20 protein-coding genes are annotated in these 21,657 nt (G+C 52.8%); 10 read left to right on the top strand and 10 right to left on the bottom strand.

Features of this window, described 5'->3' with window-relative positions:
• Positions 1–75 precede the first annotated feature (75 nt).
• The gene (locus ACO1NT_RS03110; RefSeq protein ID WP_449046936.1) at positions 76–732 is read left to right on the top strand and encodes a protein-L-isoaspartate(D-aspartate) O-methyltransferase; all 657 of its coding nucleotides are present in this window, start codon (positions 76–78) and stop codon (positions 730–732) included.
• Positions 733–749: 17 nt separating this feature from the next.
• The gene (locus tag ACO1NT_RS03105; protein WP_449046935.1) at positions 750–2,558 is read left to right on the top strand and encodes a MutS-related protein; all 1,809 of its coding nucleotides are present in this window, start codon (positions 750–752) and stop codon (positions 2,556–2,558) included.
• Between the two features lie 5 nt (positions 2,559–2,563).
• Here ACO1NT_RS03105 and smpB read toward each other — a convergent pair whose 3' ends face one another.
• Both smpB and ACO1NT_RS03095 read right to left on the bottom strand, forming a co-directional pair.
• Positions 2,564–3,019 (bottom strand): SsrA-binding protein SmpB, encoded by a 456-nt coding sequence (gene smpB, locus ACO1NT_RS03100; RefSeq protein WP_449046934.1) that lies wholly within the window; start codon positions 3,017–3,019, stop codon positions 2,564–2,566.
• Between the two features lie 19 nt (positions 3,020–3,038).
• Positions 3,039–3,716 carry a metal-dependent transcriptional regulator gene (locus ACO1NT_RS03095; RefSeq protein ID WP_449046933.1) on the bottom strand — a complete coding sequence of 226 codons (678 nt, stop codon included), beginning with the start codon at positions 3,714–3,716 and terminating at the stop codon, positions 3,039–3,041.
• An 87-nt stretch (positions 3,717–3,803) separates the two neighbouring features.
• Here ACO1NT_RS03095 and ACO1NT_RS03090 point away from each other — a divergent pair, with 87 nt between their 5' ends.
• The 3 genes from ACO1NT_RS03090 to ACO1NT_RS03080 are packed head-to-tail and all read left to right on the top strand — an operon-like array spanning position 3,804 to position 6,991.
• Positions 3,804–4,901, top strand: coding sequence for a carboxylate-amine ligase (locus ACO1NT_RS03090; protein WP_449046932.1), 1,098 nt, complete (start codon positions 3,804–3,806; stop codon positions 4,899–4,901).
• Positions 4,902–4,922: 21 nt separating this feature from the next.
• Positions 4,923–5,774: a type 1 glutamine amidotransferase gene (locus tag ACO1NT_RS03085; protein WP_449046931.1), complete on the top strand. Its 852-nt coding sequence runs from the start codon at positions 4,923–4,925 to the stop codon at positions 5,772–5,774.
• 20 nt (positions 5,775–5,794) lie between these two features.
• The gene (locus tag ACO1NT_RS03080) at positions 5,795–6,991 is read left to right on the top strand and encodes a hypothetical protein (protein WP_449046930.1); all 1,197 of its coding nucleotides are present in this window, start codon (positions 5,795–5,797) and stop codon (positions 6,989–6,991) included.
• 62 nt (positions 6,992–7,053) lie between these two features.
• Here ACO1NT_RS03080 and sucD read toward each other — a convergent pair whose 3' ends face one another.
• Positions 7,054–7,932, bottom strand: coding sequence for a succinate--CoA ligase subunit alpha (sucD, locus tag ACO1NT_RS03075; protein ID WP_449046929.1), 879 nt, complete (start codon positions 7,930–7,932; stop codon positions 7,054–7,056).
• A 79-nt stretch (positions 7,933–8,011) separates the two neighbouring features.
• A complete protein-coding gene (locus ACO1NT_RS03070; protein ID WP_449046928.1) occupies positions 8,012–8,560 on the bottom strand; it encodes an RNA methyltransferase in 549 nt (182 codons plus the stop codon).
• Between the two features lie 167 nt (positions 8,561–8,727).
• On the opposite strand from ACO1NT_RS03070, the gene rpsT reads away from it, so the two are divergent.
• A complete protein-coding gene (gene rpsT, locus ACO1NT_RS03065; protein WP_449046927.1) occupies positions 8,728–8,982 on the top strand; it encodes a 30S ribosomal protein S20 in 255 nt (84 codons plus the stop codon).
• 80 nt (positions 8,983–9,062) lie between these two features.
• Here the strand turns inward: rpsT and ACO1NT_RS03060 are convergent, their stop codons facing one another.
• Entirely contained in the window at positions 9,063–9,920 is an 858-nt protein-coding gene (locus tag ACO1NT_RS03060) for a 3-keto-disaccharide hydrolase (protein WP_449046926.1), read from the bottom strand.
• 240 nt (positions 9,921–10,160) lie between these two features.
• Between ACO1NT_RS03060 and ACO1NT_RS03055 the strand changes: the two genes are divergently transcribed.
• Genes ACO1NT_RS03055 through ACO1NT_RS03040 form a run of 4 tightly spaced genes read left to right on the top strand, consistent with a single transcriptional unit; the run spans position 10,161 to position 15,943 of the window.
• The gene (locus ACO1NT_RS03055; protein WP_449046925.1) at positions 10,161–10,907 is read left to right on the top strand and encodes an ImuA family protein; all 747 of its coding nucleotides are present in this window, start codon (positions 10,161–10,163) and stop codon (positions 10,905–10,907) included.
• Between the two features lies 1 nt (position 10,908).
• A complete protein-coding gene (locus ACO1NT_RS03050; RefSeq protein WP_449046924.1) occupies positions 10,909–12,411 on the top strand; it encodes a Y-family DNA polymerase in 1,503 nt (500 codons plus the stop codon).
• On the top strand, positions 12,320–15,568 hold the full coding sequence (locus ACO1NT_RS03045; protein WP_449046923.1) for an error-prone DNA polymerase: 3,249 nt from the start codon (positions 12,320–12,322) through the stop codon (positions 15,566–15,568). The genes ACO1NT_RS03050 and ACO1NT_RS03045 overlap by 92 nt, the downstream gene beginning before the upstream one ends.
• A gap of 42 nt (positions 15,569–15,610) precedes the next feature.
• Positions 15,611–15,943 carry a hypothetical protein gene (locus tag ACO1NT_RS03040; RefSeq protein ID WP_449046922.1) on the top strand — a complete coding sequence of 111 codons (333 nt, stop codon included), beginning with the start codon at positions 15,611–15,613 and terminating at the stop codon, positions 15,941–15,943.
• Between the two features lie 327 nt (positions 15,944–16,270).
• Here the strand turns inward: ACO1NT_RS03040 and rodA are convergent, their stop codons facing one another.
• The 5 genes from rodA to ACO1NT_RS03015 form a co-directional block, all read right to left on the bottom strand.
• On the bottom strand, positions 16,271–17,542 hold the full coding sequence (gene rodA, locus ACO1NT_RS03035; RefSeq protein WP_449046921.1) for a rod shape-determining protein RodA: 1,272 nt from the start codon (positions 17,540–17,542) through the stop codon (positions 16,271–16,273).
• Entirely contained in the window at positions 17,539–19,455 is a 1,917-nt protein-coding gene (gene mrdA / locus ACO1NT_RS03030) for a penicillin-binding protein 2 (protein ID WP_449046920.1), read from the bottom strand. The genes rodA and mrdA overlap by 4 nt, the downstream gene beginning before the upstream one ends.
• Positions 19,456–19,487: 32 nt before the next feature.
• Positions 19,488–20,003 carry a rod shape-determining protein MreD gene (locus ACO1NT_RS03025; RefSeq protein WP_449046919.1) on the bottom strand — a complete coding sequence of 172 codons (516 nt, stop codon included), beginning with the start codon at positions 20,001–20,003 and terminating at the stop codon, positions 19,488–19,490.
• Positions 19,996–20,829 carry a rod shape-determining protein MreC gene (gene mreC, locus ACO1NT_RS03020; RefSeq protein WP_449046918.1) on the bottom strand — a complete coding sequence of 278 codons (834 nt, stop codon included), beginning with the start codon at positions 20,827–20,829 and terminating at the stop codon, positions 19,996–19,998. The genes ACO1NT_RS03025 and mreC overlap by 8 nt, the downstream gene beginning before the upstream one ends.
• A 96-nt stretch (positions 20,830–20,925) precedes the next feature.
• Positions 20,926–21,657, bottom strand: a 732-nt coding sequence (locus ACO1NT_RS03015; protein ID WP_449046917.1) for a rod shape-determining protein, incomplete at its 5' end; no start/stop codon positions are given.

The following is a 21,657-nucleotide window of genomic DNA, read 5'->3' as shown; positions in this document are numbered from 1 at the left end:
AAAATAATAAATAAAATCGGGTAACGCTTTACTGCCGCGGTAATCTCGGCTAATCTCTGTATTTTTGAAACCATAATGGCATATAAGTTTATTGACAATTACCGTGAGCGTGGCGCACGCAAGCAGTTGGTTGAGCAGCTCAAGCGGCGCGGGATTGAAGACAAGGGGGTGTTGGCAGCTATTGGCAAGGTACCCCGACATTATTTTTTCGACGAAACCTTCTGGAACCAAGCCTATCGCGACATTGCGTTTCCCATAGGGGATGGTCAGACCATTTCGCAACCCTATACCGTGGCCTACCAAACGGAACTGCTCCACATAGAACGCGGCGACCGCGTACTGGAGATAGGCACCGGCTCGGGATACCAGACCTGTATCCTGATGGAAATGGGCGCCGAGGTCTATACCATCGAGCGGCAACAAAACCTATATAACCGTACCATACAAGTATTGCCTTATATGGGCTACAAACCACACTTTTTCCTTGGCGATGGCTCCAAAGGTATTCCGAAACACGCTCCGTACGATAAGATCCTGGTTACGGCGGGTGCTCCGTTCGTGCCCGATCTCATGTTGAAACAGTTGCGCGTGGGTGGCCTGTTGGTTATCCCCGTGGGCAGTGAGAAAGAGCAGAAGATGATGACGGTTTTGCGGGTAAGCGAACAGGCGTACGAACGTATTGAGTTGGATACATTTCGGTTTGTACCCCTGGTAGGGGATAGCGCGTGGTAATTTTCAAATCAAACGGAATGGAAGACATCTTCAATACCTACCGCAACCATATTGGTGACACCGAACGCCGCATCGCTGGTTTACGGAAGTTGATAAACACGAATTCGCTGCTGCGGTTGGCAACGATCGTGGCGGGTGGTTCGGCATTATTTATTTCCGTTCAGACCGAAAGCGTGTGGTTGGTCGTGGGTGTTTTCCTACTCATTGTGGTATGTTTTATGGCACTCGTATGGCGGCAAAGCAAACTGGAGGCGCAGAAAGCGACATGTGAAGATTTCCTGGCCGTAAACCGGAACGAGCTGGCGGTGGCCGAGGGTAAGCCCAACCTCTATCCCGATGGCGCAATCCACATGGACGGCAGGCACCCATATAGTGGCGACCTGGATATATTCGGTACTTCATCTATATTCGCCCTGATCAACCGGTGCGCCACCCCGTCTGCCAATAACCTGCTGGCAGCGTGGCTATCTGCACCGGCCGACCGGGGTACCATTGTAGCACGGCAGATGGTAGTTGGTGAATTGGCCGCTGATACGGCATGGTGCCAACAATTCCAAGTGGACCTGCTGTTCAACGTGGGCCAGCGTACCGATTTCAAACAGCGGTTTGCCCGCTTTCTGGACGGGGGAGAAACATTTGAAAGCACGTTCCTGAGGAGCTACGTGAAAATCGTCCCCTGGCTGATGGCCCTGGTTATCACATTGGCGGTTTTTTGGCCGGCTAGTACCCCGTTGGCGGTCTTCTTGGCATTGGTACATCTGTTGGCTGCCGTGGCATATGGCGGTAGGATAGGGCGGATCGCAGGTCGGGTAGACCGTGCCGGACAGACGTTGGGTGCATTTGCCAAATCGTTCGAACGGATCGAAAGTCGCCGTTGGGAGAGTGGCTTGGGGCGCTCGTTGCTCGCTTCGCTTCGCGATAACGGTGGCCATAAGCCGGTTTCGGCGGTTTTCCATGAGCTGGCTAGATTGACTGATCGGCTTGACTACCGATTGAACATGCTGGTAGGTGGCGTACTCAATATGATTGCGCTATGGGACTTCAAGCAGATTTTTGCGGTGCTCGACTGGCGCAGGCAATATGGCAAGCAGGTACTGGGAGCGTTGGATGTGGTAGCTGAATTTGAGGTGCTGGTGAGTTTAGCAACGCTTCGCCGTAATCACCCGAATTGGGTGTTTCCGGAGATTCTGGCATCCGCGGGGCCGTTCGTGGCAGCGACCTGTTTGTCCCATCCGCTTATTGCACCGCAGACGGCTGTGCCAAACGATTACGCAATGGATAACCATCAGGTAGCGTTGATCACGGGCTCGAACATGGCAGGGAAAAGTACATTCCTCCGCGTGATCGGAGCCAATGCGGTACTGGCGTTTTGTGGGGCACCGGTGTGCGGTACCTCGATGCGGCTTTCGGTTTTCCACGTGGTGAGCTATATGCGCATTGCCGATTCCCTGAATGAAAGCACATCGACGTTTAAAGCCGAATTGAACCGAATCGAAGGGGTGTTGCGCGCAGTATGTACCCAATCGGATACGTTTTTCCTCATCGATGAGATGCTGCGTGGTACTAACTCCAAAGACAAATACCTAGGGTCGAAAGCCATCATTGAACGGTTGATCGCCGATGGCGGGGTAGGGATGGTGGCCACGCACGATCTGCAGCTGGCTAAATTGGCCGAGGACTACCCCGGTAAGCTGGCCAACTTCCATTTTGATATCCAGGTGCGGGGCGGGGATATGCTGTTCGATTACAAGCTCAAACCGGGCGAATGCACTATTTTCAATGCCTCCCTATTGTTGAAAGGTATCGGTATCGACGTGGCTGGGTAGGTAAATCAACGTTTCATTACCCGCGCTAGCTCACGTTTCGAGTCACGTTCCTTGATAGCGTCCCGTTTGTCGAAATCTTTCTTGCCTTGTGCCAATGCAATTTCCACTTTGGCAAAACCACGCTGGCCGATAAACATGCGTAGCGGAATAATGGTGAAACCTCGTTCGTCAGCTTTCGTTTTCAGCTTTTTGAGCTCTTTCTTGGTAAGTAGCAGTTGCCGGTCGCGCTTGGCCTCGTGGTTGTAAAATGAACCGTGGGAATATTCTGCGATGTGCATGTTGCGGATATACAGGTCGCTTTCGAAAAACGAACAAAACGCGTCGTTGATATTGGCTTTTCCTTCCCGTATCGACTTGATTTCTGTGCCAAGTAGGCGGATGCCGGCAATGTACGTATCGAGGATGTGGTATTCGAAATACGCTTTTTTATTTTTGATATGGATAGCTGAAGATAGTGTCATTTGGTATATGGTCTAACACTTAAAGCCGATTGCTACGTGTGGGCTTGCAATAAATGTTCTGTGCTACTTTATCTGATATATTGAATTTGGTGCCTTCGATTTCCAATGCGATTGACCGGTCGAATTCGTACCGCTGCAATACCGTTACTTCGCTATGGATGCCGATGCCGATTTGGCTCACGTATTGGAGAAACGACGGGCTGTTGTCCTTTACGGCGACGATAGCGTACGGAGTGCCCTCACTGGCTTCCGCAAGGGTAAGGCGCGCCTCGTGGATGTAATCACCCGCCGCATTTGGGATGGCGTCGCCATGGGGGTCGAATTGGGGAAATCCCAGGAACCGGTCGAGTCGTTCCACCAGCTTTTCCGATTTGATGTGCTCCAATTGTTCGGCAATGTCGTGTACCTCATCCCAACTGAAGCCTAACTTGTCGAACAGGAACGTTTCCCATAGCCGGTGCCGCCGGATAATTGCCACCGCCAGGTTGCGCCCCCTCTCGGTTAGGCTGATTTTTCCGTACTTCTCATAGTTGACCAGCAGCTTTTCACGCAATTTTTTCAACATATCTGTTGCGGTGGCAGGCCGTACATTCAGCGTGGCTGCCAATTGGTTGGTTCCCGCTTCACCGGCACCGTCGTGCTCGGCGGTGATGCGGAGCAGCGCTTTTAAGTAATTTTCCTCGGTATCCGATAGCATAGCGGCAAAGGTAGGGAATTTGTTAAGAAAAAATATTTTTGGCTTTCCCCGGAAAAATGTAATATCTTACAGGGAAAATCCTCCAGCATGGATACCCACAGTTTTACCATCGGCATCGAAGAAGAATATATGGTGATGGATCCCATTAGCCGCGAACTGAAGTCGCACGACCAAAAGATCGTGGAACTTTCTCAGAAGATCCTGAAAGATCGTGTGAAGGCGGAAATGCACCAAGCGGTTGTGGAAGTGGGGACGGCGATATGCAGCAACATTGACGAGGCGCGCGATGAGGTGCGGCTGTTGCGCAGCACGGTAGCCGGTATTGCGGACCAACTGGACCTGATAGTGGGTGCCTCGGGCACCCATCCGTTTTCGGAGTGGGAACGGCAACTGATTACGGACAACCCGCATTATTTCGAGATTATCAACGAGATGCAGGATGCAGCACGTTCGAACCTGATCTTCGGGTTGCATGTGCATGTGGGGATGGCGAGCCGTGAGATGGCCGTGCATATCGCCAATTCCGCACGGTACTTCCTGCCCCATATTTTTGCACTTTCCACCAATTCCCCTTTTTGGGAAGGACGGAATACCGGCTTTAAATCGTTTCGTACGAAGGTGTTCGATAAATTTCCTCGTACGGGCATTCCCGATTATTTCGAGTCGATCGATGAGTATGACAGTTACATCAACTTGCTTATCAAAACCAATTGCATCGACAACGCAAAGAAAGTGTGGTGGGACCTGCGCGTGCATCCATTTTACAATACCATCGAATTCCGTATCTGTGATGTGCCGTTAACAACTGCCGAAACCGTGGCACTGGCGGCACTCTTCCAGGCAGTGTGCGTGAAGCTGCACAAACTACGGTCGCAGAACATGAGTTACATGATTTACAAACGCTCTTTGGTCAACGAAAACAAATGGCGGGCTTCGCGTTACGGATTGGATGGCCAATTGATCGACTTTGGTAAGGAAATGGAGGTGAATACCCGCGTGTTGATTTACGAGTTACTGGATTTTGTAGATGATGTAGTCGATGGTCTCGGAAGCCGGGAGGCAATAGCATGGGTACCCCATATCCTGGAAAACGGAACCGGCGCCGACCGCCAGCTGGCCGTATATGAGGAGACACGGAGCCTTGTGGCCGTGGCAGATTTCGTTTGTGGCCAGTTCCTTGCCTAGCTTTTTTATTACCTTTGCCGAATGGAGCGACCGGGATGCGATATGCGGATAGCCTTGCTGGATTTCAATAAGGGTTACCCCAATCAGGGAATTGACAATATACAGGCGATTATGCAGCGCTATGCGGCGGTAACAGGGCTGCGGCTCGATGTCGACGTGTTCGATGTGCGCCAGCGGAATGAGGTACCCGATTTGTCGTACGACATATACATTTCAAGCGGCGGGCCAGGATCACCGCTCGACGAATCGGATACCGTTGGGGAAGCCCAGTATTTTAAGCTTATTGGCGACCTCATGGCCTATAACCGTACCGCGATGCCTACCGAACGGAAATTCGCTTTTTTCATTTGCCATGCTTTCCAATTGGCATGCAAACATTTTGGAGTAGGCACCTTATGCCGGAGGAAGTCAGCAGCCTTTGGCGTGTTCCCCATCCACAAAACCCTTACCGGAAAATCCGAAGGTGTCTTTGCGGCACTGCCGGATCCGTTCTATGCCATCGATAGCCGCGAATGGCAGGTGATCATGGCCGACACTGGGCATTTGCACGCAGCGGGCATGGCCGTATTAGCCATCGAGAAAGAACGCCCGCATGTGCCTTTGGAGCGTGCGGTGATGGCTGTGCGCTTCTCACCGGAGATGATGGGCACGCAGTTCCACCCGGAGGCCGATGCCGAGCGGATGCACACCCATTTACTGGGGAGTAAGCAAAAACAACAAGTGGTAGGGCAGTACGGTGCGGCCAAATACGACGATATGCTGCAATGCCTGGAGGACCCCATGAAAATTGCACTTACCCACCGATCGGTACTGCCGGCGTTTCTGGACATCGCCCGTCTGGCCCGCATCGAGCGGCGCAATGCGGTCGTCTGATTTAATAACCGCCTACCGCCATGATTCCATCCATCCGCAGCACCTTCAACAGCCGGTTTTCAGTACAACGATACCAGCAGTTATTAAGTCGGTTGGATAAATCGTACCCGGGAACACTCGGTTTCCGCGTGGCGGAAACTCCCGTGTTCGTTTCGCGCGACCTTCGCAAAAGGCTGGTGGAAGCTTGCGAGAACATCGTGGATCAGCTGCTGCATCCCAATTTCTCCAGGTCTTCCGAGGAAGCCATTCCACAACGGTTCCGTGTACCCGGCCCCGAGGGGCGGAGTGAAATGATCTGTATGGACTTTGCCGTATGTGTGGACGATGTTGGACGACCCACGCCCCGGTTGATCGAATTGCAGGGATTCCCCACGTTACTTTTCTTCCAAGCGGCATTAGCGCGCGCTTACCGCCAGTCCTATGACATACCTGCGGGATTTGATAACTATTTCAACGGTTATGACGAAGAACGCTACACGCGCTTGTTACAACGGTTGCTACTTGGGGGCTACGCGCCCGAGCATGTTGTTTTACTGGAGGTGAATCCGCATGCGCAGAAAACCAAATTGGACTTTTACTTAACGGAAAAGGCTACGGGAATACGGCCAGTATGTATTTCGGAGGTCTTCCGTAATGGGAGTACCCTCTACTATTTCCGCGATGGCAAACAGACCCCCATCAAGCGTATCTATAACCGGCTTATTTGGGAGGATTTCGAAGTACAGGAAAAGCAGTTGCCGCGCTATGCAGATATCACCGCGCCGGCGGCGGTAGAATGGGTTCCGCACCCCAATTGGTTTTACCGTATCAGTAAACATACCCTGCCAAGCTTGGCATCACCTTATGTGCCTGAAACCCGTTTCCTCCACGAATGCGGCACGCTGCCGCGCGATCTGGAGAACTACGTGCTGAAGCCGTTACATTCATTCGCCGGGCAAGGCGTAATTGTCGACTTACGGAAGGAGGATATTGCCGCAGTAACCGACCTTGACCGGTGGGTTTTGCAGCGTAAGGTAACTTACGCGCCGATTGTGGCTACACCTACGGGGACGGCTACTTGTGAACTGCGTATGATTTATTGTTGGGAGCCGGGAGCGGAACGTCCGGTATTGGTTAATAACCTGGCACGCTTGAGTAAGCAAAAGCTGATAGGGGTCCGTTATAATAAGGATAGGGATTGGGTAGGGGCAGGGATCGGATTTTTCGAACAGGGGTAACCTGATAACAAAAACGCCGGAAGTTTCCCTCCGGCGCCATTTGTATTTCGGGATGTTCTGTGTTAGGCGTTTACTCCCAATTCCTCGGCCATGGCTTTACCGATTTCGGCGGGTGATTCGACTACACGGATCCCACATTCGCGCATGATTTTCATCTTGGCGGCGGCTGTATCGTCGGCGCCACCCACAATCGCGCCGGCGTGGCCCATGCGGCGTCCCGGAGGCGCCGTTTGGCCAGCAATGAACCCGACTACCGGCTTCGTGCCGTTTTCCTTGATCCAGCGTGCTGCCTCAGCTTCCATACCGCCACCGATTTCACCGATTACGATAATGCCCTCCGTTTCTGGGTCATTCATGAGCAGCTCAACGGCTTCTTTGGTTGTGGTGCCGATGATGGGATCGCCACCAATGCCAATGGCTGTTGTGATGCCCAATCCGGCTTTGACCGTCTGGTCCACGGCTTCATAGGTAAGCGTGCCCGACTTGGATACAATGCCTACGGAGCCTTTTTTGAAGATGAAGCCTGGCATGATGCCGATCTTCGCTTCGTCGGCAGTGATGATGCCGGGGCAATTCGGGCCGATAAGTCGCGCGTTTTTATCGCTCAGGTAAGACTTTACCTGAATCATATCTTTTGTAGGAATGCCTTCCGTAATACAGACGATGACGGCAATGCCCGCTGCCGCTGCTTCCATAATGGCATCTGCGGCAAATGCTGGTGGAACGAAAATAATCGATACGTTGGCACCGGTTTTCTCAACAGCGTCTGCAACCGTATTGAATACAGGTCGCTCGAGATGCGTTTGGCCACCTTTGCCGGGAGTGACACCACCGACCACATCCGTGCCGTATTCAATCATTTGAGAAGCATGGTACGTGCCTTCGTTGCCCGTGAACCCCTGTACGATTACTTTTGAGTCCTTATTTACTAGTACACTCATTGTTCTGGTTTTTTGCACCGCAAACTTAGATAAAATTGCGTTGATATGCAAGCTGATGGCCGTATGCGCAAAGCAAATTTCAGGATGCTGAGGTGCCAAGCTGTAATTTGGCATAACATGCCCACAACACGATTCCTACCGACACGGCGATGTTGAGGGAATGCTTGGTGCCCGCTTGGGGGATTTCGATGCAGCTGTCTACCCGTGCCATCACTTCGTCCGAGACGCCGTGCACCTCGTTTCCGAAGATCAGTGCATATTTTTCAGTAGGGATCGGAGTGAATTGATGCAATGCGCAGCTACCCACGGCTTGTTCAACGGCCACGATGCGGTAGCCTTTATCCCGAAGCTGGTGGATGGCTTGCACCGTGTCAGCAATATGTTGCCAAGCGACAGATTGCGTAGCACCGAGTGCCGTTTTTTCAATTTCGCGATGGGGCGGGGTGCCTGTAATGCCACATAAAATCACCTCTTCCAACGCGAATGCGTCGGCGGTGCGGAATGCCGAACCGACGTTGTGCATGCTGCGGACATTGTCGAGCACTAAGGTAACCGGGAGTTTTGCTTGTTTCTTGAACGCCTCGATAGAAGGGCGTTTCAACTCATCCGTAGATAGTTTTATATGCATATAATTTATCTTTGTTGGCCATATCGAATATTCATGCTTGCCTATTTCCGCATGGGGCAAAGATAGCGAAAGTAGCCGTTTCAAATTTTGCTGTATTTGTTTTGAATATTAAAAAGAAGTAGTAACTTTGCGGACTGAAAATTGATAGGAAAATTTAGCTCATATAAATGGCAAATCATAAATCATCACTTAAGAGAATCCGTTCCAGCGCTGCGAAGCGTTTGAGAAACCGTTACCAAGCGAAGACAACCCGTAATGCAATCAAGAAATTACGTAATACCACCGATGCGACTGAAGCGAAAACGCTATTGCCGCGTGTGATTTCCATGCTGGACCGCTTGGCCAAGAAAAACGTCATCCACAAGAACAAAGCTTCAAATAACAAATCGAAGTTGACTAAACTTGTGAACAGCTTGTCATAATAAATACTACAGATACAATAAGCGAAAAGCCGCCCTGCAATTGCAGAGCGGCTTTTTTCATGGTGCTTATTTGTTTTTTCTTAACCCTTATTACGCGCTGCTTCCAGTACTTGCTGTAATTTCGCTTGGTCGTGCAGGTACGGTTCCAGGTCGAGCAGTTCCACTTTGCGGAAATCAATGGGGTGACTCTCGCTCTGCAGGGAAATGTAACCGCTTTTGAGCACCTTTCCATCTTGTTTTATCGCAGGGTCATAATTGGATACGCTACCACCACCAATTTGAGGTTTAAAATACGTTAGCACCGTGTCGCCCTCGACGATGTGGTGTACCACCGAGTCGGCCAATACCAAGAATTCGGCGGTTACCCATTGGTCGCCATGGTATGTCTTGGACGTGGAGTTGGTACAATGTGGGGTAAAAAGCTCCCCATCTTTTTCCATCAATACGTTTGTGCCCGGTGTACATAAGTTGCTCGTGGTCCGTTCGTTGGTGCCGTCACCACCAAGCAGCTGGCCTTCGATGGAAATAGGGAAATCCTGATCCTTTAACATGGTCTGCGGGTCTTGTCCGTGGAGCATGGCCCCGCTGTTGCGCCATGCCCAGCCTTCGCCACCCGGTGCCTGTTCTCCTGTAAAACGGTATTCCACACGGAGGAGATAGGCCGAGTAGGGGGTGTTGTAGTGGATGTGGCCGTATTGAAAATCGAAATCCGTATAGCCGTCGTAACGGACTTTCATGAGGCCGTCCTCCACGCGGAACGTATTCGCATAGTTTTCGCCAACCTCATGTTTGGCTATTTTAACGGTCCAGTCGTTAAGGTCCTTCCCGTTGAAAAGTTGTATCCATTCTGGTGTTGGCGTTTTTGTCGACTGCCCCGCATTCGTACAGGCACATACCGCTGTTGCAAGCGTAGCAGCGATCATCAGTGTTGTTTTCATAACCTTCGTAAAATGTAAAATAAACAATTTGTTAGACGCGATGAAGATACTAATAAATCGGAGAAACCATCACCAACCAGCAAACCCTATCGGTCACTTTTTTCCATCCGCAAATGATCTGCCCTGCACTGTCAGCTCATCGTAGCCGGTGGAGAACCGAATTAGGATAGCGACCGAGAGCGATAAATTTGATTACTAAAAATATTAGTCATATCTTTGGTGTCCCCATTTTGGTACAACATGGCAGCTGTAGATGAAAACACACATGAGATCGTAAACCGGCTTAAGCAGGATATCCTGTGCTTGCAGGGATTTATCCCGCCTGATGGTGGTGGGGCGGCGCGGATCGGTCTTGGCCCGGTGGAGGATGCCTTTCCCCATGCCGCTTTCCCGTCCTTCGGTGTCCATGAGTTTATCTGCAGATGCAGGGAAGAAAGTGCGGCCACCAGTGGCTTCATGGGCGGGTTGTTGGCGGCACTCATGGGTGGTGATGGAGTTTGCCTCTGGATCAGTGCGTCAAGGATGCTTTTTCCGCCTTCCCTGGGCACGTTCGGCGTACGGCCAGACCGCATCGTTTTCGTAGACGGAGCACGGGAGCGGGATGTGCTGTGGGCCGCCGAGGAGGCCCTCAAATGCAGTGGCCTGTCGGCTGTGGTGGCCGAACTGCAGGAGATGGACTTTGCCCAGTCGCGCAGGTTGCAACTGGCTGTCGAGAAAAGCCGGGTAACCGGGTTGATGCTGCGGAACAACCCCCGTATCGTTGGTGCCACGGCCTGTGCCGCCCGTTGGCGCATCGCGCCGCTGCCAAGCCTACTGGAAGATGGCCTGCCAGGAGTGGGTTTTCCCCGGTGGGAGGTGGAATTGCTGAAAGTCCGCAACGGTAACCCTGGCTGCTGGCAGCTGGAGTGGGCCGAAGGCCGTTTCGTACCCATTGGGCGGTCCGAACGCAAGACCCCTGTACCCAACCGGATGAAAAAAATAAGTTGAGATGGAAAAACGTTTCGCATCGATTTGGTTCCGTTACTTAACGACAGACAGGCATGCCATCCGTAGACCCGATTTACGTGCGGTGCCCTTTGCGTTGGCGGCGCCGGTGCATGGCCGTATGGTCATCACCGAAGCAAATGCCATAGCTGAAGCGCAGGGCGTTGCCCGTGGGATGGTGGTGGCCGATGCCATGGCGTTTCTGCCTGTATTGGAGGTGGCCGACGAACGACCGGGAATGGCCGCTAGGTTGCTGAAGGTACTTGGTTTATGGTGTATCCGCTATACGCCCACCGTGGCGGTGGAGCCACCCGACAGCCTGATCCTCGATATCAGTGGTTGCGCCCATTTATGGGGCGGTGAACGCCGGTATCTCAAAGATATCGTGGGCCGGCTGCGGTCACGTGGTTTCCATGTTCGGATGGCCGTTGCCGGCACTATTGGCGCAGCCTGGGCGGTGGCCCGTTTTGGCCGCGAAACGCCCATTGTCCACAGCGGGGAAGAGGCCCATGTGCTCAGGGGCCTGCCTCCCGTAGCACTCCGGCTGGAGCCGGAAGTGACGGCGAAGCTGCACAAACTGGGGTTGCGTACCATCGACAGCTTTATGCACATGCCGCCGTCCGTGCTGCGGAGACGTTTCGGCGAAGGTCTGCCCCGACGGCTCCGGCAGGCGTTGGGCCATGAGGAGGAGCCAGTCGTGCCCCTTAGGCCCATACCGCCCTACGTGGAGCGCCTGCCCTGCCTGGAGCCCATCCGTACGGCAACGGGGGTGGAGGTTGCGGTACAGCGGTTGTTGGAACCACTATGCAGGAGGCTCACGGGCGAGGGTAAAGGCCTGCGTGCGGCGCGCCTTATGGGCTACCGCGTAGACGGCAAGGTGGTACAGGTGGGGATTACCACCAGCCGCGCCACGGCCAGCATACCACACCTGGTAAAACTGTTCGGGCTGAAAGTGCCCCAGATCGAGCCGGCGCTAGGCATCGAGTTATTTGTGTTGGAAGCATCGGGCGTTGAGGATGCCGACCCGGTGCAGGAAGCATTGTGGGGCCATGTCAAGGGGCTTGAAGGTACGGCCCTGCCCGAACTCATTGACCGGCTGAAAGGTCGGGCCGGGATACGGGTAATCTCGCGCTATGTGCCCGATGAGCACCATTGGCCCGAGCGGTCATTCCGTGAGGCTTCCTCCATCACGGAGCTACCACCCATCGGCTGGAACACCGATAGGCCGAGACCCACACGGCTATTGGCCAAACCCGAACCCATCGAAGTAACGGCACCTATACCGGATTATCCGCCGATGCTGTTCCGTTATAGGGGTGCGGCGCATCCCATCAGGCGGGCTGATGCATTGGAACGCATCGAACGCGAATGGTGGATGGACCCCGGTGAACACCGGGACTATTACTGCGTCGAAGATGATCAGGGAAGGCGGTACTGGCTTTTCCGCATGGGGCATTATGGTGATGATAGCCCGCAGCAATGGTTTCTACACGGTTTTTTTGCTTAAAAAAGGCGCACGCATGACCTATGTGGAATTGCAGGTAACGACGAATTTCAGCTTCCTCCGCGGGGCCTCGCACCCCGATGAACTGGTGGAGCGGGCTGCGGCATTGGGTTACCGCGCCGTGGCCATTACGGATCGTAATAGCTTCGCGGGCATCGTGCGGGCACATGTGGCGGCCGAGAAGCACAGCATACGCCTTATCCCGGGTTGCCGGCTCGACCTCATGGATGGACCCAGCTTGCTGGCTTATCCGACCGACCGCGACGCCTACGGGCGGCTCTCCCGGCTGCTTACCAAGGGTAACCGCCGGGCCGAGAAGGGGCAATGCCGCCTGCACAAAGCAGATGTATTCGAACATGGCGAAGGCATGTGCTTCATCGCTGTGCCGCCCGATAACCTGACGCCCGCGTTTGAACTGGAACCGGATTATGTGCGGCACATCACGGCTTACCGCGAGGCACTGGGCAGCGCTTTCTGCCTCGGTGCCGTGCGTACTTATACGGGCGACGACGCCAAGAAGCTGTTCCGGATCCACCAATTGTGCACAGCGCTGGATATGCCTATGGTAGCCCTCAATGATGTACATTACCACGTGCCGGAGCGGCGGGAATTGCAGGACGTGCTGACCTGCATCCGGGAGAAATGCACCATCCAGACCGCGGGCTACCGCCTGCATCCCAATGCGGAGCGCTATATGAAATCCCCCGACGAGATGGAGCGCCTGTTCAGGCAATATCCCGAAGCCATCCGGAACGCGGCGGCCATTGCCGACGCTTGCCAGTTTTCGCTGAAGGAACTGCAATACGTATACCCCGAAGAATTGGTGCCCGAGGGGCGTATACCACAGGAGGAGCTCACCCGGCTGACGTGGGAAGGTGCTGCAAAGCGATATCCGGAAGGTATCCCGGATAACGTGCGGGAATCCATTGCCATGGAACTGGCCTTCATCGCCCGGAAAAACTATGCTTCCTATTTCCTGACGGTATACGATTATGTGCAGTTTGCGCGCTCGCGCGATATCCTCTGCCAGGGGCGGGGGTCTGCCGCCAATTCCACCGTATGCTATTGTTTGGAAATTACGTCGGTCAATCCGGCCAAAACCCGATTGCTGTTTGCCCGGTTTATGTCGGATGCCCGCGACGAACCGCCCGATATCGACGTGGATTTCGAGCACGAAAGGAGGGAGGAGGTTATCCAATACATCTACGAAAAGTATACCCGCGACCGGGCGGCCATCGTGGCTACGGTAACGCATGTACATGCCCGGGGTGCCGCGCGTGATGTGGGCAAAGCGATGGGGCTGTCGTTGGATGCCGTGGGGCATCTCGCCGGCACGGTCAGCAGCCATTGGGATAATTATATCGACGAGCAATTGCTTGCCGAGCAGGGATTCAATCCCCGCGACCCATACCTGCGGAAGGTGCTGCAGCTCATTGACCAATATAGTGGCTTCCCCCGCCAACTGGGGCAGCATACCGGTGGCTTTGTCATCACGCAGGGCCGACTGGACGAGCTATGCCCCATCATCAATGCCCGGATGGAAGACCGCACGAACCTCGAATGGAACAAGGATGATCTCGAAGCCCTCGGGTTCCTGAAGGTCGATGTGCTGGGGCTCGGCATGCTCACCTGCATCCGCAAGGCGTTCGAGTTGGTCAAACAGCATTACGGTCGTGACCTCACACTGGCCAACGTCCCTCAGGACAAATCGGAAGTGTACGACATGATCTGCCGTGCCGACACGCTTGGCGTATTCCAGATCGAAAGCCGTGCCCAGATGTCCATGCTGCCACGGCTGAGACCCCGCACATTTTACGACTTGGTCATCGAGGTGGCCATCGTACGGCCCGGGCCGATACAGGGCGATATGGTGCACCCTTACCTGCGGCGGCGCAACAAAGAGGAACCGGTAGATTATCCCTCGGAAGAAATCAGGGGCATCCTGGAAAAGACAGAAGGCGTGCCCTTATTCCAGGAACAGGCCATGGAAATCGCCATTGTCGCCGCGGAGTTTACGGCTGCGGAGGCCGATGAACTCCGGCGTAGCATGGCCACCTTCAAGGCCAAGGGACAGGTTTCCGCATTCCATGAAAAGATGGTAACCGGTATGGTGAAGAAGGGATATACGGAGGAGTTCGCCAACCGCGTATTCAAGCAGCTGGAAGGTTTCGGCAGCTATGGCTTCCCCGAGAGCCACGCCGCTTCCTTCGCCCTGTTGGTCTACATATCCTCGTGGCTCAAATGCTATTATCCGGATATTTTCGCGGCATCCCTGCTCAATAGCCAGCCCATGGGCTTTTACCAGCCTGCACAGATCATCATCGACGCCCAGAAGCATGGCATTGAGGTGCGGCCTGTGGATGTAAACCATTCCCGTTGGGACCACACGCTCGAAGGTGAATTCGGTGTGGAACACCACGCCCTGCGCCTGGGCTTCCGGCAGGTGAAGGGGCTGTCCGAGGAAGACAGCGAATTATTGGTCAACCGCCGTGGGGACGGGTATACCACACTCACTGCATTGGCCGATGCCGGCGTTTCGCTGGCAGCCATGGAGTGGCTGGCCGATGCGGATGCGTTCCGTTCGATGGGGTTTGACCGCAGGCAGGCCCTGTGGATAATCTCGGCGTTAAAGGATAGACCCGTTGCCCTGTTTGCCGGCCAACCGTCGGAATGTACCAAAGAGGACCAGATTGCGTTGCCGCTGATGACGCAGGGTGAACATGTAGTGCAGGATTATGCCCATACAGGGCTATCGATCAAGGCCCATCCCGTGAGTTTCCTGCGTGAAAAGCTGGACCTGCTACGCGTGGCGCCCACAGGCAGATTGTCCGCCATGAAAGATGGGATGTTTGTGAAGGTATGCGGATTGATCACCGTGCGGCAACGGCCAGGTACCGCCAAGGGGGTACTGTTCGTTACCATCGAAGACGAAACCGGTTTTGCCAACCTCGTGGTGTGGGGTCTCATGTTCGAGAAGTACCGCCGCGAAATCCTGCAATCGCGCCTTCTGCTGGTGGCAGGTAGGCTGCAGATGGAAGGTGAGGTGATCCATGTCATCGTGAATCATTGCACCAACCTGAATCCCTGGTTGCGCAAGCTGGGCACCCCCGAAGGGAGGGATGCTGCCGGAATATTCCACAAAGGGAGGAATTTCCAATAAACATTCTTGTTCTTCCCTTGTTGTATCCATAAAAGAAATGCTATGAATATGCCCAAACCCATGACGCCGCTATCCCGGGTAATTGTGCGGTTGGAAGAAAAAGGTTACGGCCGTGAATTAGTGATCACCGGTAAGGGGGCTCGTTTTGAAGATGGTGGACAATTATATCCCCCCAGCCAACTCACGATTGTGAAAGTTTACCGTTTTGAAGGTGAATCCGATCCGGCCGATATGTCCGTGGTCTATGCGATTCGTTCGGACGATGGTCGGCGCGGCTTTTTGGTGAATGCTTACGGCACCTATTCTAATCAGGATAACCCTTATTATGACGACTTTATTCGTAGTGTACCCGTTGACGAACAGGAAGATTTATAGTGGAGTGAAAATAAAAATAAAAAAATCACAAAAAAATTAGGAGTTTGTTAAAAATCTCCTAAATTTGTCGTCATTCATGTGTGCAGCCATTTGCGTAGCGCCCCCTTCCCCGGGGGCCACGCATTTGGTATTTTACCCTTGTAATCTTTTACCGTTAGCTTTTAGCCTTTGTCCTATATTTTGTTGCCTGATGGTTTCCCAAACTATTCATTAGCTTTCGTGATGTGTGCTGTAACCGCAATAAAGTCCCCGCTGCCTCCGCACACTTGGCCGCAAAATAGGAAGCAGTTTCAGTTTGTAATGGAAATGCTGATGGATATTCTGGGTTTAAGCAATCCCTTTTTTATTTGCATCGAATTTGAGCATGATAAAAAGCAGGATGGTAAAACTCCACAAAGAGGAACCACCATAGCTGATAAACGGCAAAGGAATACCGATAATGGGAACAATGCCGATGGTCATGCCGATATTGATGGCAAAATGGAAAAAGAGGATACTGGCCACGCCATACGCGTAGATGCGTGCGAAGGCGGTGCGCTGGCGCTCGGCGATATTGACTACGCGAAGCAGCAGGGTTAGGTAAATGCCGATGACTACCATGGATCCCACGAACCCCCATTCTTCACCCACGGTACAGAAGATGAAGTCGGTACTTTGCTCAGGTACGAAATTATACTTGGTCTGTGTGCCCTGTAAGTAGCCTTTCCCCCAGAACTGGCCGGACCCAATGGCAATCATGGATTGGTTGAGGTTATAGCCTTGCCCCCGGGGGTCGTCAATTTTGCCCAATATAACGTCGATACGGTTGCGTTGGTGCGATTGCAATACATTTTGGTAAACAAATTCCACGCAAAGCACATATGCGGCTGCGATGACAAAAAGGGCAGCCAGGCTGGTGATGATTTTCCGTTTCTTCCGGAAGTAATAGATACCCAACCCAATGACCACGGCAACCCCGATGATCACCGTCCATTGACTGAATGCCAGGGTGAGTACGAAGAGTACGATGGCCAGTGCCCCGAAAAGCATCCAAGGTCCGGAAATGTATCCCTCCCGATAAAATACGAATACCAGTGCAAAAAAAGCGAGCGCAGACCCCGTGTCGGGTTGAAGTAGAACGAGGATCACAGGCAACGCAACAATAGCTGCGCCGGCGAACAGCGTTTTAAGGTTGGGCGTTTTGGTGCTATGGGCGCTTAGGAATCGTGCCAAGAGCAAACAAGTGGCCAGTTTGGCAAACTCGGAAGGCTGTAGCCGGAAGCTACCTATGGGGATCCATGCTTGGTTTCCGCCCACATTGCGCCCCACGATAAGCACCGTGATAAGCAAAAGAATGGTGATGGCATATAAAACAGGGGAGAAGGAACTGTAAAATTTGGCATCTACAATGAGTATGACCACGGCAAGCAGCATGGCTGAAAAGATGTATATCGACTGTTTGCCGTAATTTGTTTCCATGCTGAACAGGCCCGGATGTTGGGGGTCAAAGACGGCGGCATGGATATTGAACCACCCGATGATACAGAGCACTAGCCACAATAATACGGTGAACCAGTCGACTTCGCCGCCAAAGAACCGATTACGATGTGGATGACTCATGCTTCGACCTCCTCCGGTTCTTTCCTTGGGTCTGCAGACCGTTTGGGTGCGGCTTTGACCGATTCCGTTGGTTCTTCCGACTCCACTTTAGGCAACAGGTCGGCGTTATGTATGCGATCCTGGATGTATTTGGGTAGCGTGATGGTGTCTTTTAGGTATTGCTCTACCAACATACTGGCAATTGGCCCAGCCCAAACACCGCCATATCCTGCATTTTCGACCACTACGGCAATGGCTATTTTGGGGTTTTCGCGAGGGGCGAAGGCAAAGAACACTGCGTGGTCCTCACCATGGGGGTTCTCTGCAGTGCCGGTCTTCCCGCACATTTCGATATCGGCAATCCGCACCGAATACCCCGTGCCGCCCGGCATGTTCACCGCTCGGCTCAACCCTTCTACCACCGCTTCATAATATTTTGCATCCACCCCCGCCGATATCTTTTCAGCATATTCGGGCTTGACGATTTTCTTTTCGCCGATGGCTTTGATGAGATGCGGTCGGTAATAAAAACCACGGTTGGCTACAATGGCCATGATGTTGGCCATCTGGAGGGGAGTAATACCCATTTCTCCTTGGCCGATAGACAGTGATATATTATAGCCCGATCCCCACCGTGCGTTTCCATAGTGCTTGGTATAGTAATCGGCCGTAGGCAATAGGCCATCCTGTTCGCCCGGCAAGTCGATCCCGAGCTCTTGCCCGATCCCGAATTTCATGGTCGCGTCACGCCACAGGGTGTACGCTTCAGTGGAAGGTAAATTATTGCGATGGTCGATCATGCGGGCATAAGTGTAACCGAAATAGGTGTTGCACGACCGCTGGATGGCGGTGACCAAGGGTATAGAACCATCTACGTGCGTACAGCGCATGACGGCCCGCCCGCCGCCATAACGATACCCGCCTGGGCAATGGAAAATGGTGCTTGCTTCGATCACACCGGCTTGCTGGGCGGTGAGGGCGCTTACCACCTTGAACACTGACCCTGGTGGATACTGGGCTTGGATGGGACGGATGAACATCGGCTTGTAAGGGTCGTACAGCAATTTCATGTAGTTGTTGCCCCGCTCTCGACCCACCATCATATTGGGGTCGTAGCTTGGACTGCTTACAAACGTGAGGATCTCGCCGGTGGCTGGCTCGATGGCCACCACGCTACCGATCTTGTTGCGCATCAATTTCTCGGCAAGGATCTGGAGCTCTTTGTCCAATGACGACACCAGGCCGTCTCCCGCGATGGCTAAGGTATCGTATTTGCCATCGGCAAATGAACCTTGGGGTCGGTTGAATGCATCGACCATCACGTTTTTCACACCGCGCTGCCCCCTGAGGAGTTCCTCATACGCGCGCTCCACACCACTGGCCCCGATGTAATCACCCGGCCGATAAAAGCCGTTGGAACGCTCAATGTCGCGGTCGTTGACTTCTTGTATATAGCCAAGGAACTGGGCGGCAATGCTATCGGGATAGCTGCGTACCGTCCGGTTCTGTACGTAGAACCCACGAAATTTATACAAATGTTCCTGCAACTTGGCATAAGCCGTTGAAGGGATCTGTTTTTCGAACTGGGATGCTTTGTATGGTGAATAGTCACGGGCGGTTTTCATGCGTTTTTCGAAACCTTCCCGATCAATGCCAACCAGTTCGCACAGTAATGCCGTATCGAGGTCTTTGACTTCCCGAGGTGTCACCAAAAGATCGTAAACCGGTTCATTCTGTACAAGCACTTGGCCGTTGCGGTCGAGAATGACCCCTCGCGCGGGGTAGATAACCATCTTGCGCAGTACATTGTTGTTAGCTGACAACAAGTAACTGTCGTCTATGATCTGAAGGTAAAACAATCGCGACGCGATGATGATGGCCACGGCGATGAATATACCCTGGATAATGTATTTTCGCTCAAAAAATGCGTTCATTTATGTGGATATGCCTTGGCGGCTGCTTTGTCTTAACGTTGTTTTTTCCGGTAAAAAAGCAGACTGAACAATAAAATGATAACGACGGTAAATATACAACTTAATAAGATACGGGTAATGGTGTATTGGAATTGATGGAATGTGAATGTTTCCAGCATGAATAATACCGAGTGGTGGAATAGGGTGAGTACAAACACATAAAGGAAAAACCAGCGGAACGGTACCGTTCCAAGGGCGGGCGTCATATAATTCTCGTGCTGGTCGCTTTGCAGGGTGACGCGTATAAAAAGGATACGGCCCCATGCCAGGGCTACGCACGCGGCGGCGTTGACGCCAAGGGTGTCGTAAAATCCATCGACAGTGATACCCGTAAGGAAAGCGAATGCATAGAGGATAAAGTTGGGGACGCCCACCGGAAGAAGCAACACAAACAAAATATAGGGAAAGGGGGTGGCTAAGTTATAATACCCCATATTCTTGAATAGGAATACTTGCAATGCCACGAGTACGAAAAAGCGAATAATATTGAATGTAAGCACCTTAGCCATCGTTTTCGCTTTGAGATTCCAGTACTTCCTTTTCGTTGGCGAGCATATCGACGACCACGTATACCTGACGCAGGTTGTGGAACTGCGTGCTGAACTTGACATGGATGTCAAGGAAACTATCGCCACCTGATGTGCCCATCCGCATCACTTGGCCTACCAATATTCCGGGAGGAAACAGCGAGAATCCGGAGGTAAATACCTGCTCGCCTTCCCGCACTTTCACGTGGTTGGGAATGTCTTTGAGTACACCCACCTGGGCATCATAACTATCGCCCCACATCAGTGAACCGAACGCGCCACTGTCTTCCAGCGCGGCACTGACGCGGGTCTCACTGTGGAGCAGCGACTGTACCGTGGAAAAATGTTCTGAAACATTCAACACGATGCCCACGATTCCGTTGGAGGTAATTACCCCCATGCCTTTTTCGATGCCTTGCTTACGGCCTTTATCCAGCGTGATGTAATTGTTTTTCTGATGGATGCTGTTATTGGTCACCTTGGCCACCACGTAGCGGTATTGGATGTTTCCTGCACTGTCGGCAACGGTGCCGCCGGCCACGCTATCGGGAACAGCGAGAAGTTGCAGCTGCTCCCGCAGGCCGGCATTTTCCCGGGCTAGTTGTTCGTTTACTTCCCGGAGGTGTAGGTAGCTTTGCCAGGCGTTGATGCGGGCATATGCCGAGCCAATGAACTCATTGGATGAATTGAGGGCAGACGCTCGCTGGAATGAATTATTCTGGATGACGAGGTATACGGCAAACGCGAAGAAGAGTACGAAAAAGAAGAAAGCATTATACTTAGTAAGAATGAGCCAAAGGTTCTTCATTCATTTGCTGCTTTTTTGCTATTTGCGTTTTATTTTTTGCTCCTTATCACTGCTTTTGCCTTCGAAAATGCACGAATGGCAAACAATGGGCGATTGCTATTGCATCAAAAACTTAAATGATCCGATGTTTTTCAAGGCGATGCCCGTTCCCCGCACAACCGCCCGCAAGGGGTCTTCGGCTACGTGTACCGGCAGCTTCGTTTTGGCTTGGATTCGTTTGTCCAATCCACGTAGCAGCGCGCCACCTCCGGTGAGGTAGATGCCGGTTTGGTAAATATCGGCTGACAGCTCGGGAGGCGTGATTTCCAGTGCCTTAAGGATTGCCTCTTCGATTTTAGAAATGGATTTATCCAAGCAATGAGCTATTTCGGTGTAAGATACCGTGATCTGTTTAGGTACGCCGGTCATCAGGTCGCGGCCCTGCACGGCAAAATCGGATGGCGGCTCCTGCAGCTCCGGAAGGGCAGACCCTACTTCGATTTTTATTTTTTCCGCTGTGCGGTCGCCAATCATGATGTTATGTTGTCTGCGGATGTACTGTACGATATCGGAGTCAAAGTTGTCGCCTGCCACCCGTATCGACTGGTCGCAGACAATGCCGGATAATGCAATGACTGCGATTTCGGTCGTACCACCGCCGATATCAATCACCAGCTTGCGGCCTTTTTCTGGCTGTGTGTGTTCAACCCCCATAAAGATCAGTCGCGCTTCTTCGTTGCCGGAGATGATTTCAATCGGGTAGGGGATAACTTTCTCTGCCCGCTTGAGGAATTCCGACGCGTTTAGCGCCTGGCGTAGCGTATGTGTCCCCACGATGCAGACGCTGGC

Source organism: Parapedobacter sp. (genome assembly GCF_053550995.1).
This window is presented reverse-complemented; position numbering and strand designations above follow the sequence as displayed.